Below are 17961 nucleotides of genomic sequence, written 5' to 3'. Positions count from 1 at the left end.
GCCTCACCCCAGTTCGGACCGAAGCACCTTCGAGTGCGTGCCATTGATCGGTACCCGCCCGCCGGCTGACTTCATCAGGGCGCGCAGCTACACAGAGCGCTGCATCTTGGACGCCGTATACATGACCGCGACCGACCAAATGCCAAATCCGAACAAAGCTCTTGCCAAGGGGCCATCCATATATGGTCAGAGGACAATGGCGAGTGCGCGTATCATCTGGGCGCTGCTGGCCAACAATGAGGAATACCGTCCCGCAACCTGACGCGGAACGGTTCGAGGTGCAGGCGAAAGAGGAAATGACCCGACCGGACGGACCCGGTGCATGGAAATCCTGGCTTTCATAAAGGCCTATGGGGCCGACTATTTGTTGAGGGCCATGCTTCGCGGATCACAAATTCGAACGCGCCGACATCGACCGGTGACGCCGGATAGATATCAGCACCCGTCATAGATCGGAGACGACCTCGAACGCTTGCATGAGAGCCGTCCAAAAATGTGGAAGGTGTCGTCCGAACGGTGGAGAAAAAATCCTGTGGCAGGTCACACCCCGCCGAAGTGATGCCACCGGCATATCGCCACCTGTCCGTTTTTCGCCCACCCAAAAAAACGCCGACGAACGACAAAATCAACGACGCGCGTCAGGGTTATGAATCTCGCGAATTAGGGTTATGAACGTGCCCCTGGGGTGTTGAACGCAACCCGTTTTGACATCGTGAAAATCGTAGATCGACTGGCGAAGGTAGGTCATCTGACTGAATGGGGGCGCTTCTGATGTGGGTCGCGGCGGCCTTCAACGGGGCCCGAGCAGAGCTTCGTCAGGTCACCCGCTTTGCCTTGGGACTGGCGATCCTCGCACCAGATCACGTGAGCATCTCAAGATCGACGGATGGACTCTCCGGACACCCTTGGCCTCCCGGAACCCTCAGACTCCGGATGGCGATCGATGACCTGTACGGGGACCTCTGCCCAGAGATGACCACCTCTCACACCCAAAGGCGCCCGCACCTTCCCACGGCGACCTGACCTTTTCTCGAGATATCCTCTATCCGATCAAGGCGGCCTCTCTCAGCTTCGAAGATCCTTGCCCCCGCGGTGGCCTTTCCATCCCAGGTCAGCGTTTACGCATGTCTTTCATAACCCTGTTCCAGCACGTCGTCCCCTATTGAACGATCTCCATCATCGGGGATCCGGTGGGGGTTATGAAGGAATCATGGCGTTATCGGCCCCGAAACATCCTCAAAACGGGCCGGTAATACTTTTGCCGATGTAACAGCCTTGTTTTCATGGCCCAAACGCGCCTCAAAGGCAGATTTAATTGCATCTTTTCGCGTTTTTCGCCCGAATCCGCCGATTTCGCCTGAAATCTCCTGAAAAATTATTGTTCGGAATCAACGCTGTAACAACTGTTACACCTGCGTTACGGCCTTGTTACAGCAAAAAAATAAATCTTTACAATGGTTTATTATCTATTTATCTATATGTAACAGTATACAGATGTATATATACATGTACGCGCACGCACGCACACACGCGAAGACACACTCTCTCAGAAACCGTTACAGCGTTACATCTCCGGTATATTACTGAAAAGAAACGATAAAAACGAGAGACAGGTATGGATTTGAGTGCAAGGCAGCCCCTGGATGCCACCGAGCGGGCGATGATCGCCCAAGAATGCCAGATCGCGTTGCTCGATGGGATCTCCCGCACAGGGCCCACATTTGCGGGCCGCGGCATGTTCCACGGCGGGACCTGTCTCGCGACCTGTCACGCGTCGGGGCGTTGGTCGGAGGATCTTGATTTCGTCGCGGCCAGCGGCGCCATCGCCGGTGACGGCCCCGACGATCTCCTCGACCTCATCCGCACGACGCCGTCGGCGAACTCGTAGCTGTCGACACACTTGCCAGGCAGCGTGCGCGAGAGGTCGTTCTGCTCGAAAATGATGCAGCGCCGGTCGTAGGAGAAGGCAAGCTGCTGCCCAATATAGCACTCGTCGCGTTAGCACAGGATATCCCGTAAGCGGTCCGGCTCGACATTGAGCGCTCGGTGAAGATTATCCGTCCGGCGTGGGGTCTTGGCGAACTTCGCATTGTAACGCTCCGTGAAGCCCTGGAAAAGGCGTTGGCGGCCTTCAGGTCAGAGATGCCCGCCAGGCGCAGCTCCTTCACCAGCCTGTCTTGTAGTGTGCGGTTCGCGCGCTCGACACGACCTTTGGCTTGGGAAGAATTGGCGCAAAGGATCTCGATGTTCAGCTCATTTAAGGCCCTGCCAAACTGGGGCATGCCGTGGCCGCACTTCGCGCCTTGCTGGGCAGCACGTAACACCGTGTGTTTGTCACTACAGAACGCAACAGGGCGTCCATGTTCATGCAGATAATCCTCCAGAGCGCCGAAATAGCTGAACGTGCTCTCGGACATCAAGAACTCCAGATGCATCAACGTGCTGGTGGCATCGTCGATGAAGACGAGCAGGGTGCAGGACGGGCCGCGATCCTCGAACCAGTGATGATCTGACCCGTCGATCTGGATCAGCTCACCAAAGCACTCTCGCCGCAAGCGTGGCTGGTGGAACGTGCGGCGTTGCTTCCGAGACAGCCAAATCCCCGCATCCTGCATCCATTTGCGCAGGGTCTCGCGCGAGACCTTCAGTCCATGATCTTCGTGCAGCTTCTCAGCGGCAAAGGTCGGCCCGAAGTCGATGTAGTTCTCCCGGACCAACGTGACCGCAACCTCCCGCACCGCCGGATCAATCCTATTGTTCAATGCCCGACCGCGCGCCTTGTGCCGGATCGCCGCCGGACCGTCTGACTGGAACGTCTTCAAACGCCGGTGAACCTGCCTGCGGCTCAATCCCAGAACATTTGCCGCATTCGAGGCAGTCATTCTGTCTTGGCTCACTTGGCTCAGTACTTCTATGCGGTTCAGCTCGCGCTCGCTCATGATCACCAGCCCCACAGACACACTCCAGTCCTGCTTGCCCGACAGGGAAGTGTGATACTTCTACTTTGCAGATGTGGGACATTCTAACTTTGCAACTACACAAAACGTCTAATAACATTTATTATGTAAATTGTAGCGCGTTTGGGTAGGTAGCCGATTTTGCAGATCTGACGCGAACAGAACATGGTAGGGTCAAGTCAATCCAAGGGTGTTTCCCCCTTTCGTTGACTATCAGTCGTGAAACCAAGCCACCCGGCCTCAAGAAAGGGTGCTGGAACAAGACAACCATCGATCTCATCAAGGTCTGTGCGATGACGGAACCGCTGACAATGGATGGACCTATCGCGGTAATCGGGCTGGGATACGTCGGACTGCCCTTGGCCCTGGCCTTTGGAAAGCAGCGTCGAACGATTGGCTTCGACCTGTGCCCGACCCGGATCGCCGAATTGCGCGAAGGTCAGGACCGAACGCGCGAAGTGTCAAAGGAAGACCTGGTGGGTTGCCAGGACCTGACCTTCAGTGACGATCCCGAGGACATGCGGGCCGCCACAATCTACATCATCGCCGTTCCCACTCCGATCAACGCCCACAAGCAACCGGACCTTGGCCCGATCTGCAGGGCGTCTGAGCTGGTCGGCGCGATCCTGAAGCCCGGCGATCTGGTGATTTACGAATCGACCGTCTATCCCGGCGCCACCGAAGAGGACTGCGTGCCGGTGTTGGAGCGGGTATCGGGCCTAACCTACAAGGCGGACTTCCACTGCGGATATTCTCCGGAACGGATCAATCCCGGCGACAGGGCGCATCGCCTGCCCGATATCGTCAAGGTGACCAGCGGCAGCGATGCCGCGACGGCGGATGCGGTGGATGCCCTTTACGCGTCTATCATCACCGCCGGCACCTTTCGCGCCGAGTCCATTCGCGTGGCAGAGGCGGCGAAGGTCATAGAGAACACGCAGCGCGACCTGAACATCGCGTTGGTCAACGAATTGGCCATGATCTTCGGGAGGATGGGGATCGACACGACCGCGGTGCTCGAGGCGGCGCGGTCGAAATGGAACTTCCTGCCCTTCCATCCCGGTCTGGTCGGAGGTCACTGCATCGGCGTGGACCCCTATTACCTGACCCACAAGGCAGAGGCGATCGGCCACCATTCGCAGGTCATTTTGGCCGGTCGTCGTATCAACGACGGAATGGGCGCCTACGTCGCCGGTCAGATGATCAAGGCGATGTTACGCAAACGGGTGCAGATCCGCGGTGCGCGCGTTCTGGTTCTTGGCCTGACATTCAAGGAAAATTGCAGGGATCTGCGGAATACCCGCGTCGTGGACGTGGTCAGGGAATTACAGGACTACGGCGTTGCCGTTGATGTTCATGACCCGATGGCCGATCCGGACGCAGCGCGTCGGGAGTACGCGCTTGACCTTGTCGAGACGCCGTCGCGCGGCAAGTACGACGGTATCATTCTGGCGGTAGCCCACGATGCCTTCCGCGACCTCTGCGCAGGTTCGGTACGCCAGCTCGGGGCAGAAACCTGCGTCATCTACGATCTGAAGAATATGATCGACCGCGACGTAAGCGACCTTAGGCTGTAGCCGCTCTGGTTGCTGGCACATCCGCCAGCCCAAGCCGGTCCAGCAGGATCGCATTGATCGCTGCCACGTCGAACTGTCGTTCGGCCTTTTTCCGCGCGGCGCGGCCCATCCCGTCCGCCAGAGCCGGATCACACACGAACCGCTCCATTGCATTGACCAGGGCCGCGGCGTCGCGCACCGGAACGACAAAGCCGGTCACACCTTCGGTCACGGGGTCGGGACAGCCCGGCGCATCCGAGGTAATGACGGCCCGCCCCGTCGCCATGGCTTCCAGCACGGACCGCGACAGACCCTCGCGGTAGGACGGTAGAACGAAGACCGACGCGTCTTGCAGATAGGGGCGTACGTCTGAAGTGGCACCCAGGTATTCGATGGCTTCTTCCTCGATCCAATCCGCCAGTTCACCGGCGCCGATCGCAGCCGGGTTCGCGTCATGGGGCCCCAAGAGCTGACAACGGACATGGGGATGGATCGCGCGCAACCGTCGGGCGGCGTCGACGTATTCGCGCACCCCCTTGTCGCACAACAGGCGGCTGACCATAAGGAAAACCGGCGGACCAGGCGGGGGTTCGTGAAATGCGTGCCGCGTCAGGTTCACGCCGGACCCCGGCACAAGACAGATACGGGTCTGGTCCGATACAAGCCGATTGCGCCGGAATTCGTCGGCATCGGCGGTGTTGTAGACGATAAGGTCGTCGACCCCCCGCAATGCCGCGCGATAAAGGCTCATCGACAGGCGGCGCAGCGCGCGTTTGATCAGGGTTTGCCTGCCATCCTGAACGAACAGGTAGCCCAGCCCCGTACACATCGCGACGCGTTTCCGCACGCCCACGATGCGCCCGGCCAACCCGGCATAGATGATCGGTTTCATGGTGTAGGGCAGCACGATGTCCGGACGGAACGTGCGAAAGGCGTGCAGCAGGGCGACCAAGGTCAGAATGTCCTGGAACGGGTTCTTTCCGGTGCGCGCCATGGGGATGCGCTGGAACCGGACGCCGATGCGGGCAAGGGCCGTTTCCGCGCGCGGGTCATGGTCCGGGGCCAGCGCGAGAACATCGGCGCGCAGCGCCAACTCGCGCAGCAGCTCGTAGCGGAAACCAATGAGGGATGAGGTCAGGCTGGCGACTACGGCGATACGGGCGCGCGCGTGTGCCATCGGCGGTTCGGTCACCTGCGACAATCCAGAGAGCTGCGGCGCGAGAGAGTGGTCGATCTGGGTCACGGCGGCCTCACGCTGTGCGGGGTTGTGGCATCGGCGGCATGGATTCGATCCAGCGATCGGCAGCCTCGGCCATCGTCATCGAGGGCCAGTCATGCAGGGCGTCCAGATGGTTTGCGTGGCGCAGGATCGCATCCAGAAGCGCAAGGTTTTCGGGCAGGTTGCGGCCGAAATTGTGGGGATGGAACCACAGGTGATAGGTTTGTCCCGTCCGCGCCGCGCGCGTCATGTCGGCCTTGATCGTGGCGATCTGACGCCGAATGGCTACTGCGCCACCGCGTCCGGCGGGTCGCAGAAGGCGGCTGGCCGGCACGTTCACGGCACGCCCGCAGGACCCGACGCGCACCGGCCCGCTGGCATCGAAGGGCACATAGGCGCGCGTCATCCGCATCACTCGCTGTGCGATCCGCTCGTCGCGTCGCGCCCGTGCCCGGTCATACCACGGCACACCACATCCCCGGATCACGTAAATTCCGTGCCGCAGGCAGATCGACACCGCCGTCTCCGTGATCTGGTTGCGCGGAAAGACGATGCTGCGCAGGTCGATCCCGGCCATGTGGGCCGCGCGCACGGCGGCCAGGATGTCTGCCTCGAACACCTGCGGATCGAACGGCTGATCAAAGCAGAACAGGTGCGAAAACGTGTGAGTCGCGACTTCCTGACCGGGCGAGGCTGCGATTCGGCGGACCAGAGAGCCGCCGAAGTGCAGTGGATCCTCTACCTCGTTTGCGCCGATCCCGGACAGGCGGGCATAGGCATTCATCCCGGGCCGGGGATAGGCAGGCCGTGTGTCGGGCAGCGCGTCCATCAGCGCCTTGCGCGTGTCGAAGAACAGGAAACCCACGGTCGCCCAGGTTGCGTGAATACCGTGCTCTGCGAACAGATGCAGCAACGCGGGCACGGCTTTGCGCGCGCCGTGGATGTTCGGCGCGTAGGCGTCGGGTGCCGAGCTATCCAGCACGCCCCACATCAGCTCCAGGTCGAGAGAAAGCACGAAACCGGCGGCGCGCGCCGCGTAAGAGGGCAGTTGGCTATCCATAAGGAGGATTCATTTCCTCGCATCTTTGAAGGACCTTGGGGCCACGCCGAAGTCCCGAACCGGGCGTACGCAGCAAAGGCATGGTGCCATGAATGTCGCCCAGACTTCTCTCCCCCAGATGGATGAAATCTTGATCATTGGTGCAGGTCCGTCGGGTCTTGCGGCAGCCCTTGCACTGCGTGACGCGGGGCTGCCGGTGCGGGTGGTCGAGCGGGGCGACCGCGCCGGTGGGCTGATGCGCTCTCCGCGCTTCGACGACTGCATCGTCGATCTGGGCCGGAAAGAGCTTTATGCACGGTTCCCCCAGGTCGATGCGCTATGGAATGACCTTCTGGGGGATGAGTATCGGCCCTACCCCCATCGTGTCGGCTCTTTGTTCGGCGGGCGGATCATAGAGATGTCGGGCCGGTATCGCGGTCCGGCGCGGGGCATGCCGCCCGCTTGGCTGGTGCGCGGCGGGATTGGACTGGCCGCCGGATGGACGCAGGCGGCTCTACGGTCGCCCCGCACCTACGAGGAGCATTGGCACGGGCGGGTCGGCCCGCATTTCGCGCGCGTGTTGGCGCAAGGTTATTGGGAGAAGTTTCGCGGCCAGGGCTGGGCGGACATGCCACCACCCGTCGATGCCTCCCGTCGCATGGCAGCGGCGCAGGCCCTGAGAATGGCGCGGCGGGGCGGGATGGCAGGCCAGAAGGTCTGGCGGCATCCCCTGCGCGGAACCGGCCAGTTGTTCGAGGCGCTGGCCGCCCGCGTGACAGCGCGCGGTGGCCGGATCGACTACGGAGCCGAGGTTCTGGCACTGGTGCCAGAGCCTGATGGCGGCGTGACGGCGACGATCCGGCAGGGTCGCGCTGTGACGATGCAAAGCTATCCGAACGTCATTTCCGGTCTTGCGGTCGAACGTCTGTGGTCACTTCTGCCGGTCCACGCCGACGCGGCACCCGTCGCCGACCCATCGGCACAGCGCGCTGTCCTTCTGGTCTATCTGTTGCTCGACGGACCGCCTGCGTTCCCGCACGCCTGGCTGGAGGTTAACGACACCAAGCTGAAGGCCGGGCGCGTCGTCAATTACGCGGCCTTCGGGGGCGACATGGTGCCCCAACGCCGTACGGCGCTGTGCGTCGAATTCTTTCTGGCCGGGAACGATCCACTGTTCGACGCATCGGAGGATGCGCAGATCGCGCTGGCGATGACCGAAACCGCCGGTGCTGGTCTGATCGACCGCTCCAATCTGACCGGTGCGTATGTGTTGCGGCTGGACCGGACCAATGCCGCAGCCAGTTGGCGCGAGCAGCAAACGTCCACCCGGACCCGGCTGTTCGAAAAGCTGCGCGATGTACCGGCGATCTATCATGTGAACCGTCCCGGTGCGGATTGGGCCACGCTGGCGGGTATGCAGGCCGCAAGGTCCATCATTGTGGGTGACCGGGACACCTTCGACCGCGACGCCGATCCGACCCGACGGCAAGAGGACGGCTCGACCGCGGCGTAGGCCGTTTCAGTTGGCGACGGCGGGCACCGGGTCTGCGGGCAGATCGAGTGCGCGCAGAAGATGCCGGTTCACGACACGCACATCGAATGTCGCGGCCGCGTGATCCCGGGCCGCCTGTCCCATCGTAGCCACCAGCGCGGGGTCTTCGCAGAACCGCGCCATCGCATCGGCCAGCGCCTTGGCGTCACCGACTGGAACGACATGGCCCGTCTGCCCCTCGATCACCGGCTCGGGGCACCCCACGCCGTCGCTGGTGACGATCGCGCGCCCGGTGGCCATCGCCTCCAGCACCGATCTGGAAATGCCTTCGCAATAGGAGGGCAGCACGAAAACCGAGGAGGCGGCAAGGACCGGGCGCACGTCGCGTGTCTCGCCCAGATACTCGATACTTCCGTCATCGATGTACTCCTGCAGCTGTTCGGGCCGCAGGGCGCTTGGGTTGTCATCGAATGGACCCAGAAGCTGACAGCGTGCCTCGGGGAATCGACGCTTCAGCCGGCGGGCGGCCTCGGCGTATTCCGGAACGCCCTTCATCCGCAGGATCCGACCGATCATCAGAAAGACCGGTGGCCCGTCCATGGGCGGCACGTGGGGAAAGCGATCAAGGTTGATGCCCGAACCGGGCACACGCACCAGCGGGACAGACGGCGCGACCAGCCGGTGTTCGCGAAAGGCCTCCGTGTCGCCCTCGTTGTAGACCAGCACCTTGCTGACCCCCCCGAGTGCAACGCGGTACAGAAGAATACTGATCCGGCGCACCAGCTTCTGCATGCGGCCCGCGTCGGGGTTGAAGAAGACGTATCCCAGCGCGGTACACATCGGCACCCGGTCAGGCACGCGGGTCAACCGACCCGCAAGGCAGCCATAGATTATGGGCTTCATCGTATAGGGAAACAGGGTGTGGGGCCGAAAGCGCAGGCAGATCCGTATGAGTGCGGCCAGCGTTACAAGGTCCGCGAAGGGATTTATACCGACGCGTTGCATGGGGATGCGCTGGAACCTTACCCCGATTTCGCGCAGTCGGGCGATGCTTTCGGGATCGTCGTCAGGCGCGACGGCCAGAACCTCGGCCCGCATCGCCAGCTCGCGCAGGATATCGTAGCGGAAGTTCACCAGCGAAGAGGTCAGGCTGGCGACAACGAGAACGCGCCGTCGCCCGGTCGGGAACGGACGCGCCGATTTCGTTCGAAAGCCGTTTGCGTCGGTGACTGTCATCTTCGCATCCTTTTCCGCAGTTATTCCGCAGCAACAGCGTGAAGATCGTCGCGGATATCGAAACCCGACCGACCGACCGAGGCGACCGCCTCGAATCCGGCGGCGCGCAGGGAGTCGGTGGGATAGACGTTCCGCAGATCAACGAAGCAGCGATTGCGCATCCCCTGTGCAAGACGCGACAGATCCAACGCGCGGAACGCGTTCCATTCGGTCAGCAGAACGATCATGTCAGCGCCCTCTGCAGCGGCGTAGGGATCGGTTTCCCACTGAACCGAAGGCAACAAAGCCTCGCCTTCGGCCCGCCCTTTCGGATCGACCACGCGGACCGTCGCCCCGCCCCCGATCAGCGCCGGCACGATGGTCAGCGCAGGCGATTCGCGCATGTCGTCCGTGTCGGGCTTGAAGGTGACGCCCAGCACAGCAATCGTCTTGCCGCCGACCCTGTCGCCGCACAGTTCGAAGATCTTTTCAACGGCGCGCCGCTTGGCATCCTCGTTCGATTTGATGACCGTCTCAACGATATGCAGCGGGCGTCCGTATTCTTGGGCCGTGCGAGCCAGTGCCCGCGTATCCTTGGGAAAACAGGATCCGCCGTAGCCCGGCCCCGCGTGCAGGAATGTCTTGCCGATGCGTCCGTCCAACCCGATGCCGCGCGCCACTTCTCGGACGTCGGCGCCGACACGTTCGCACAGGGATGCGATCTCGTTGATGAAGGTGATCTTCGTCGCAAGGAAGGCATTGGCGGCGTATTTGATCATCTCTGCCGATTCCAGATCGGTCACGACGATGGGAAACTCGCGCAGGAACAAGGGGCGGTAGATGTCGCGCATCACCTGCGCCGCGCGCTCCGTGTCGCATCCGAAAACCACGCGGTCTGGTCGCATGAAATCCTCTATCGCGGCCCCTTCGCGCAGAAACTCGGGGTTCGACGCGATATCGAACTTCAGGGTAGGCGCGACAGAGCGGATCTCTTCTGCCATGCGGCGATTGGTGCCGATCGGAACGGTGGACTTCACCACGACGACCAGACCGTCATCTGCACGCTGCGCGATGTCGCGGGCCGCGGCCATGACGTAGGACAGGTCTGCCTGCCCGTCACCGCGCCGCGACGGGGTGCCGACGGCGATGAAGGCGGCGTCCGCACCCTGCAACGCGGCCGCGAGATTTGTGGAAAACGCCAGCCGTCCGGCCTCTACGTTGCGCTCCATTACGGCAGCAAGACCCGGCTCGTAGATCGGGACTTCTCCCTTCTTCAGACGTTCGATCTTGCCCCCGTCGGTATCGACGCAAACGACCGAGTGACCGAAATCGGAGAAGCACACTCCGGAGACGAGTCCGACATATCCTGTTCCGATCATTGCGATACGCATGGCAGAAATTCCTTATCAATTTGCGGGTTTCAGTAGCACTGCCGGATCGCCACGAACGCTTCGGCCGCGTGGCGATGCACCGTCGCCCCACGCAGGGTGGCCAAGGCTGACAGGGCAGAAATCGAGCGTTCGGCGGGGCTGGGCCGGACCTGGCTGGCAAAGGCCGAGAAGGCCGCCAGCTTGGTGTCCAGCGTTTCCGAGATGTCGACGAAGACGTTCGGCACGAAAGGCGGCGTCAGGTAGGGCGCATTCCAGTTCGTTTCCGACAGCGTCTCATAGGCGAAGATGGCGGCGGGATACTGTTGCTGTGCGGGCCGCGCGGCGACCATCGCGGACAGGAAAACCAGTTGGTGATCCAGATGAATGTCACCCACATGCGGCACGAACAGCACCTGCGCGCCGATGCGCTTCACAAGGTCCGCCAGGCTGCGGTTCAGATCGCCGTGCGCTTCGGTGTCGAGTGCGGCGGCTTCGTGGTCCAGCCAGTGCGTGTGTTCCACGCCAAGTATATCGTGGGCGGCTCGCGCCTCACGCCGAACGGTATCTACCTGTTCCTGCCCGAACCGCTCGACCCGGCCGCGGGTCGCGATGCAGACGTGAACCTCGCGGCCAGCACGGGAGAGGCGGGCAATCGTGCCGCCAACGCCAAGAACTTCGTCGTCAGGGTGCGGTGCGATGACCAGCACCGGTCCGGTGTCGGGTACGGGCAGAATCATGGGTGCCGCCGCATTTCCGGGGGGAAGTTAAAATTCGCCCCGTCCTTGAGCCAAGCACAGGCGGCGGCGATCCGGCGTTCCGATCGCGTTTCACCCCGCACAAGAGTAACCAGCGTGAGCCACAGGATCCTGAAATCCAGCCAGGTATCCCGCCGGTAAACATACCAAAGGTCCATGCAGATTTTTTCGACGTTCGCGAGACGGCTGTTGCCGTTCACTTGCGCCCACCCGGTCAGACCGGGCCGCACGGCGCCGCGGGCTTCGCCCGCCAGATCGAACTCCCTGACCGTCTCTTCCAGAAGCGGGCGCGGGCCGACCAGCGCGGTATCGCCGCGCAGGATCGACAATAGCTGTGGGATCTCATCCAGGCGGAAACGGCGGATCGTGTGCCCGACGCGCCCGGTCCGCGCGGCATCTGGCAACAACGCGCCGGCTGCGTCCCGCGCGTCGGTCATGCTGCGGAACTTGTAGATCGCTATCCTCTCGCCCCATTGGCCCGATCGGATCTGCCGAAAGAGTATCGGACGGCCAAGCTCTGCCCGGACGGCAATCGCCACAGCGACGGCCAACGGCGCGACGCAGACCAACAACGCGACTGTCAGTATGATTTCAACGGTTCTTGGCACGCTGTTCCCTCGGCAATTCAAGGTCACGCTACCGAGGGGCAAACGCTGCACAATTGATCGTCGTGATAGGCATCTAAGCCTTTCGAGCGGTAAACTGAGCGGACGAAGGACTATCCTGCCGTCCTCTCGGCCTGTTTGCTGAACCCGCCATGCGACGCACACTCACCAGCCCGAGAGGACCGGATGCACATCATTCATGTCACGACAACCTTGGATATCGGTGGTGCGCAAATCATGCTGCGCCGCTTTCTTGAAGTGGCTTGCACCAGTTGCGACACGCATGAGGTCATATCCCTGACCCCCGGCGGCCGGACCCGGTTCGAACTGGAGCGTCTTGGTATAGAGGTGTTCGATCTTGGCATGAAAAGCCCTGCCCGCCTTCCGTTCGCCCTGCGCAAGCTGAGCAGGATCCTGCGGGACCGCAAACCGGACGTCGTTCACGGCTGGATGTACCACGGCTGTCTTGCCGCCGGATTGACCGCTCCGCGGGACGTGCCATTGGTCATGGGAATCCATCACTCGCTTCAGAACCCCAGGAACGAGCGCTTGCCGACACGGGTAATGCTGCGGATGTTGGCTCCGATTTCCCGACGCAGCGCGGCGGTCGCCTACTGCGGGCACAGCATTTCTGAACAGCACGAGGCGATCGGCTTCGCCAGGGATCGCCGGGTGGTGATTCCGAACGGCATCGATTGCGACGTATTTCATCCCAACGCAGAGGCGCGGGGGCGGTTGGTCGATCTGGCGGGCATTCCGCCAGAGCGTGTCATCATCGGAAACGTCACCCGCAATCATCCAATGAAGGACGTGGGCATGCTGGTGCGTGCGCTGAACCGGATGGTGGCGGACGGGGTCGACGCGCATCTTGTTCTGGTCGGCGAAGGGCAGCCCGAAGGCCCCGCCCGGCTGGCCGCGCAGGTTCTGGGTCTGGACGACCGGGTGACCACCCTGCCCGCGCGCTCTGACATGGAAGAAATCGTACCCGGCTTCGACATCTTTGCGCTTTGTTCGGCTTGGGGAGAAGCGTTCTCTCTGGCCATGGGCGAAGCGATGGCGGCGGGCGTGCCGTCGGTTACCACAGACGTTGGCGATGGCCGCTGGCTGCTGGGGGATCCCGACCGCATCGTACCCCCACGCCACGACGACAAGATGGCGCAGGTGCTGTCGGCTTTGGCAAGGCTGTCACCCGCCGAGCGTCACAGGCTGGGGATGCGCGACCGGGACCGCGTCGTGTCGAACTTCTCGCTTCGCAGCTACGCCGCAGCGCATCGTGACATGTATCGCCAGATCACCGAGCCCCGTCGCGTGCCGGACACCGGCCCGGCGGTTCATTCTCTGGCGGGGCGCTGAGGTGACGCGCGCAGCGCGGATCGAAACGACAGCGCGCATCCCAGGACCACGATCGCCCCGACCCCGGCGAACAGGTAGCACGCAGCGATGATCCCATAGGCTGGCACGAGTATCGGGATCGGCAGGAAGAACAGAAGTGCCGCGATCACCGATATCGTCAGCAACTGTCCTTCGCGGCGCACCGCCTGCAATGCCGAGTTCAGGATCGTGCCCATCAGCAACAGGCAGGCGCCGACAAGCTGCACCAGAATCAGCGGAACGGCGGCGGTAAACTCCGCGCCGAACACGGTCGCGACCAAGGGCGTGCCGATCAGGTAGAACACCGCCAGCCCAACCACCGACAGGCTTGCGAAACAGACCATCATCGCGGTGACGAATTGGGCAATCCGGGCGCTATCTCCGCGGGAAACCAGCTCGCACATGCGGGGGTAGACGACCAGTTGCACGGGGCTGCCGACACGGATCAGAAGCATCGCAAAGCGTTTGGCCAGCACGTATAGTCCGATTTCCGTCAGACCAACGAAACCGCTCAGGATCGGAACGTCGAATTGCCGAGTCGATCCGCGCGCCAGGACGCTCAGGTTCGCGGCCCAGATGAAGCGCCACAGCCCGGTGTTCTCGCCCAGCAGTCCCCGCAGGGGCGTTGCCATCACGCCGCGTCCCGATGCGCGCTGCAGGATCGGCCAGCAAACCACGCTGGGGGCCAGACGCTCGAACAGGGACACAGCGCAGAGCAGGATCACGAAATGCTGGATCTCTGCCCCCAGCCAGTACAACAGGACCGTTCCCGCCAGCCGCAGCAGCGCCGTCGCGACATTGATCCGCGCATAAAGGCTGAAACGGTCGAACAGGCGTAGCAGCGCGCGCGCCGTCATCGGCGCTGGAACCAGAAGCGTCAGGCAAAACAGTAGCACAAGCCCGCTGCCGGTATCATCGAAACCGAACCACCCTCCGACAAAGGGCAGCAACAAGATCGCCGCCGTCGCCGCCAGAACGGACCCGGCCACGTCCAGCAGGATGCCGAATTTGATCAGCCGCCGAAACGGTGCGCCGTCTGGATTGTTCTTCTGATCGGTCGCCAGACGGATCAGGGCCTGAGTCGGCTCCAGTCGCAGGATCTGATCGAACAACCTTCCGTAAGCTTCGATCAGGACCAGCAGGCCCAGCCCGGCCGGTGCCAGCGCCCGCGATGTCAGCGCCAGCGTCGCAAAAGTCAGCACGGCAACGATGACGTTCGAGGACAGGATTGCCCAAAGACCCGCCCACAGACCGTCGAAGGTCTGAGTCATCCGCCGAATGGCAGCATACCTAGCCGAATGAATCATACGCAAAAGCGCCTTTTCCCAGCATATTCCGCCATGAACCTACGCCGAACCATGGCGACACCGCCAAACCTCAAACGGCCAGTCTGGAACCCGAAAGTATGATAAAGCCCGCCTCCACACTGCGCTTTTGCTCGGTCGGTCTGGTGGCTGCATTGGCCGCACATTCCACCGACGCGCAGACGCAGTTGGCCGCGGTGCCGGACACGACCGTACAGATCGTCGGGACGAAGAGCGCGCCTGATGCGCGGATCGGTGTCGGTGACAGTCTGACCGTGCGGGCGGGCCTGTGGGACGCCGTCACTGCAAGTTACACCGAATGGGCCGGGATCAGCGGCACCGTACAGGTGCAGCCTGATGGTTATTTCATGTTTCCGATGGCGGGGCGCATCCCGGCTGCCGGGCGCGATCCTGCCGATGTTGCTGATGCTCTTGCAGAGGCGCTGCACAGTTCATCCGGGTCTGCCTCGGCGCCGTCCGTCTCGGTTGAGATCGGGGCGCGCCCGCCCGTCACCGTTTCGGGCCATGTCATGACCCCCGGCGATATCGTCTATCGTCCGGGACTGACCGTCAGGCAGGCCGTGGCGATGGCGGGTGGCGTCTTTCGCACTATGCCCGATGGCGAATTCGGCCTTTTCGCGCGCGAAGCGCGAACGCGTGAGGGTCTGCTGCGCGTCGATCTGCGGATCGCACGGCTAGAGGCCGAGCTTGACGAAGCCACGGATTTCACCGCCCCCGCCAATCTGGGCACTCGCTCCGACCTTGTGGCCATCGAGCGTCAGATCATGCAGGCCCGTGCCGAAACGCTGGCGGACCGCACGAAGTCTATCGACACGTTGATCGACGTGCTGAACCAGGTGGCGGACGGGCTGGTACGCCAGTCCGACCTGATCGCCGCCGATATCGCCCGCGCGGAAGAGGACGCAGCACGCAGGCAGGACCTGCTCGATCGGGGATTGGCGCGGGCCAACGACCTTTCGTCAGCCGAAGCGCGCCTCTCGGGTCTGCGTCTGCGGGAAATCGACCTGACGACCCAGCGGCTGACGCTGGAACAGGATCTGAGCAAGGCGCGTGAACGCCGCGATGCATTGCGGCAGGACATGAAGCTCGAAATCCTGAACGATCTGTCCGCCGCACGCGATCGACGCAGGGATCTGGAACTGGAAGAGACGCTGGTCTCTGCCAGTCGTCTAGATTCTCAGTCAGGTCCCGTCTCGCTGCGCACCTCCCGTGTGTCCGCCGACGATCCGACCCCACGCGCAGTGCAGCCAGAAACACCGTTGAATCCCGGTGACACGCTGATCGTGGCAACGGCGAACGACTAGTCACTGCAAAAGGACACTGGGAACATGACCACGGATCACATCGACTTTCTGGTCGTCGGCGCGGCGAAATCCGCAACGACCTGGCTTCGGCACCAGCTTCAGGACGATCCTGCCATCTACATGCCGGACCCGGAGCTGCATTTTTTCTCGCGCGAGTATGAGCGCGGCTTGGACTGGTACACGGACCAGTTCACCCCCCATCCCGGCGCGCGGCTAATCGGTGAGAAGTCGAACACCTACATGGACACGCCCATCGCCGCGGAGCGGATGTTCAAGGCCCTGCCCCATGTCCGCCTGGTGGCCGTTCTGCGCGATCCGGTCGAACGGGCCTATTCAGACTACTGCATGTACTTCCGGCGCGGCAGCGTAACGGCGGATATCGAGGCCTATCTCGACCCTGAGCGCGCGGCCGACAAACGCTTTTTGTCGGTGTCGCGGTACGATCTGCACCTGAAACGTCTGCTGTCCTTTTATCCGGCGGATGCTCTGTATGTGACCTCTTATGAGAGTGTCGCCAGTCATCCACAGGCCACGCTCGACGGGATCCGCCACCACTTGGGCCTTGCACCGCGCGCGATTGCGCCCCAGGCCCGCAAGAAGATCAACGACTCCACTTCAGAGCTTCTGCCACTTGGTATCCGCCGGGCCCTTGCTCCGTTGAAACCGCTGGTCGCGCCGTTGCGTGGCAGCCGGTCGTTCGAAGCGGTGCGCACCCTGCTGACAGCACCTGTTCAGTACCCGCCGTTGGAGCCGACCCTTCGCAAGCGGATGGAGCAGTACCTTGCACCAGTTTCGTCTGGACTTTCTGAAATGGGGATAGCTCTAACCGATTCGGGCGGAAAGTTGCCGCAAGGGCAGGAAGCCTAGTCCAACTGGCGCACGCTATGGTTGTAAGGCGGTGCGGCGCCGAGAAAAAACATTGATTTACAAAATGTTAACAACCAGAAAATTGTTCGACTTTAGGTGTAGGAAGATTTTTGCCGAGGGTGTAAAGTAAAGCCGTGGGTTGGAGAAATTACTTTTCCTGAGAAGGGGGTTCGATATGTTCAAAGTTGGAATTTGCAGCACGAGCGTTTTCTTTAGAAACGCGATAAAGTCTCTGCTAGGGGACCAGGAAGTTCTTGAATTCGAGACGGTCCACGACGCGCGGCGGGCAGCCGCTGCTTATCGTTGCGTGCAACTGATCGTTCACGAAACCGATTTGCTGAACGAGATAGATGAGAACGCAAAGTTCACGGAAGAGAATATCCGAATCATCGTAATCGCGCCCAAGTTCAGCCATTCGAATCTGGTCAGTCTTATTGACCGTGGCATCCGTGGTTACCAGTTGGAGACCGTGTCCTCATCCGTGCTCAGGGCGACCATCCAGATCGTTGCCCTGAACGAAATCGCTCTGCCGTCGGTCCTTGCGGAACATCTTGCCGGCATACCGAAAGATGTTGCTTACGTGCCATTGTCCGCCAAAGAGATGGTGGTCATCCGGTGCCTTGCAAAGGGCTACTGCAACAAGGAAATCTCAAGATCGGTAGGAATAGCCGAGGCGACGACGAAGGTTCACGTCAAGGCGATCATGCGAAAGCTTGGGGTCTCGAATCGGACCCAGGCCGCCGTCTGGGCCGTGCGTCACGGATTCGATCAGCCCAAACTGAATTCCTGAACACAATTCGATCAGTAACCGACATGAAGCGCCGCGAATTTTCGCGGCGTTTTTTTCTTGTCTGATACCTATGCTGAATCCCTACCTCCTTTGAAC

Annotated in this window: 15 protein-coding genes and 1 pseudogene; 8 read left to right on the top strand and 8 right to left on the bottom strand. The window is 61.9% G+C overall.

Features of this window, described 5'->3' with window-relative positions; translation table 11 throughout:
- Positions 1 to 121 precede the first annotated feature (121 nt).
- On the top strand, positions 122 to 262 hold the full coding sequence (locus tag FIU81_RS16825; protein ID WP_172971519.1) for a hypothetical protein: 141 nt from the start codon (positions 122 to 124) through the stop codon (positions 260 to 262).
- 1353 nt (positions 263 to 1615) lie between these two features.
- On the top strand, positions 1616 to 1888 hold the full coding sequence (locus FIU81_RS17100) for a nucleotidyl transferase AbiEii/AbiGii toxin family protein (RefSeq protein ID WP_124113310.1): 273 nt from the start codon (positions 1616 to 1618) through the stop codon (positions 1886 to 1888).
- On the opposite strand, the pseudogene FIU81_RS16475 reads toward FIU81_RS17100, so the two are convergent.
- Positions 1834 to 2954 (bottom strand): annotated as a pseudogene (locus tag FIU81_RS16475) (ISNCY family transposase); the annotation flags it as partial. The gene FIU81_RS17100 and the pseudogene FIU81_RS16475 sit on opposite strands and share 55 nt — an antisense overlap.
- Before the next feature lie 314 nt (positions 2955 to 3268).
- Here FIU81_RS16475 and FIU81_RS16470 point away from each other — a divergent pair.
- Entirely contained in the window at positions 3269 to 4534 is a 1266-nt protein-coding gene (locus tag FIU81_RS16470; protein ID WP_124113308.1) for a nucleotide sugar dehydrogenase, read from the top strand.
- On the opposite strand, the gene FIU81_RS16465 is transcribed toward FIU81_RS16470, so the two are convergent.
- Together FIU81_RS16465 and FIU81_RS16460 are read right to left on the bottom strand one after the other, a co-directional pair.
- On the bottom strand, positions 4524 to 5756 hold the full coding sequence (locus tag FIU81_RS16465) for a glycosyltransferase family 4 protein (protein WP_254696071.1): 1233 nt from the start codon (positions 5754 to 5756) through the stop codon (positions 4524 to 4526). The two genes, FIU81_RS16470 and FIU81_RS16465, sit on opposite strands and share 11 nt — an antisense overlap.
- Before the next feature lie 7 nt (positions 5757 to 5763).
- Entirely contained in the window at positions 5764 to 6792 is a 1029-nt protein-coding gene (locus FIU81_RS16460; RefSeq protein ID WP_124113307.1) for a polysaccharide deacetylase family protein, read from the bottom strand.
- A 118-nt stretch (positions 6793 to 6910) separates the two neighbouring features.
- On the opposite strand from FIU81_RS16460, the gene FIU81_RS16455 reads away from it, so the two are divergent.
- Entirely contained in the window at positions 6911 to 8284 is a 1374-nt protein-coding gene (locus tag FIU81_RS16455; protein WP_216644300.1) for an FAD-dependent oxidoreductase, read from the top strand.
- Between the two features lie 6 nt (positions 8285 to 8290).
- Here the strand turns inward: FIU81_RS16455 and FIU81_RS16450 are convergent, their stop codons facing one another.
- The 4 genes from FIU81_RS16450 to FIU81_RS16435 are packed head-to-tail and all read right to left on the bottom strand — an operon-like array spanning position 8291 to position 12211.
- Positions 8291 to 9499 (bottom strand): glycosyltransferase family 4 protein, encoded by a 1209-nt coding sequence (locus FIU81_RS16450; protein WP_124113304.1) that lies wholly within the window; start codon positions 9497 to 9499, stop codon positions 8291 to 8293.
- Between the two features lie 20 nt (positions 9500 to 9519).
- On the bottom strand, positions 9520 to 10869 hold the full coding sequence (locus FIU81_RS16445) for a UDP-glucose dehydrogenase family protein (protein ID WP_124113302.1): 1350 nt from the start codon (positions 10867 to 10869) through the stop codon (positions 9520 to 9522).
- A gap of 29 nt (positions 10870 to 10898) precedes the next feature.
- A complete protein-coding gene (locus FIU81_RS16440; RefSeq protein WP_124113300.1) occupies positions 10899 to 11585 on the bottom strand; it encodes a PIG-L deacetylase family protein in 687 nt (228 codons plus the stop codon).
- Positions 11582 to 12211 carry a sugar transferase gene (locus tag FIU81_RS16435; RefSeq protein ID WP_124113298.1) on the bottom strand — a complete coding sequence of 210 codons (630 nt, stop codon included), beginning with the start codon at positions 12209 to 12211 and terminating at the stop codon, positions 11582 to 11584. Before FIU81_RS16435 ends, FIU81_RS16440 begins: the two co-directional genes overlap by 4 nt.
- Positions 12212 to 12394: 183 nt before the next feature.
- Here FIU81_RS16435 and FIU81_RS16430 point away from each other — a divergent pair, with 183 nt between their 5' ends.
- Positions 12395 to 13561, top strand: a complete 1167-nt coding sequence (locus FIU81_RS16430; protein ID WP_124113296.1) for a glycosyltransferase — start codon at positions 12395 to 12397, stop codon at positions 13559 to 13561.
- On the opposite strand, the gene FIU81_RS16425 is transcribed toward FIU81_RS16430, so the two are convergent.
- On the bottom strand, positions 13540 to 14850 hold the full coding sequence (locus tag FIU81_RS16425) for a lipopolysaccharide biosynthesis protein (protein ID WP_124113294.1): 1311 nt from the start codon (positions 14848 to 14850) through the stop codon (positions 13540 to 13542). The two genes, FIU81_RS16430 and FIU81_RS16425, sit on opposite strands and share 22 nt — an antisense overlap.
- A gap of 134 nt (positions 14851 to 14984) precedes the next feature.
- On the opposite strand from FIU81_RS16425, the gene FIU81_RS16420 reads away from it, so the two are divergent.
- The 3 genes from FIU81_RS16420 (at position 14985) to FIU81_RS16410 (ending at position 17865) form a co-directional block, all read left to right on the top strand.
- Positions 14985 to 16208: a polysaccharide biosynthesis/export family protein gene (locus tag FIU81_RS16420; protein ID WP_124113292.1), complete on the top strand. Its 1224-nt coding sequence runs from the start codon at positions 14985 to 14987 to the stop codon at positions 16206 to 16208.
- 24 nt (positions 16209 to 16232) lie between these two features.
- Positions 16233 to 17075: a sulfotransferase family protein gene (locus FIU81_RS16415; RefSeq protein WP_124113290.1), complete on the top strand. Its 843-nt coding sequence runs from the start codon at positions 16233 to 16235 to the stop codon at positions 17073 to 17075.
- Between the two features lie 175 nt (positions 17076 to 17250).
- Positions 17251 to 17865 carry a LuxR C-terminal-related transcriptional regulator gene (locus FIU81_RS16410; protein ID WP_124113288.1) on the top strand — a complete coding sequence of 205 codons (615 nt, stop codon included), beginning with the start codon at positions 17251 to 17253 and terminating at the stop codon, positions 17863 to 17865.
- The last annotated feature ends 96 nt before the right edge of the window (positions 17866 to 17961 follow it).

This window comes from Palleronia sp. THAF1 (assembly GCF_009363795.1).
GTDB lineage: Bacteria > Pseudomonadota > Alphaproteobacteria > Rhodobacterales > Rhodobacteraceae > Palleronia.
This window is presented reverse-complemented; position numbering and strand designations above follow the sequence as displayed.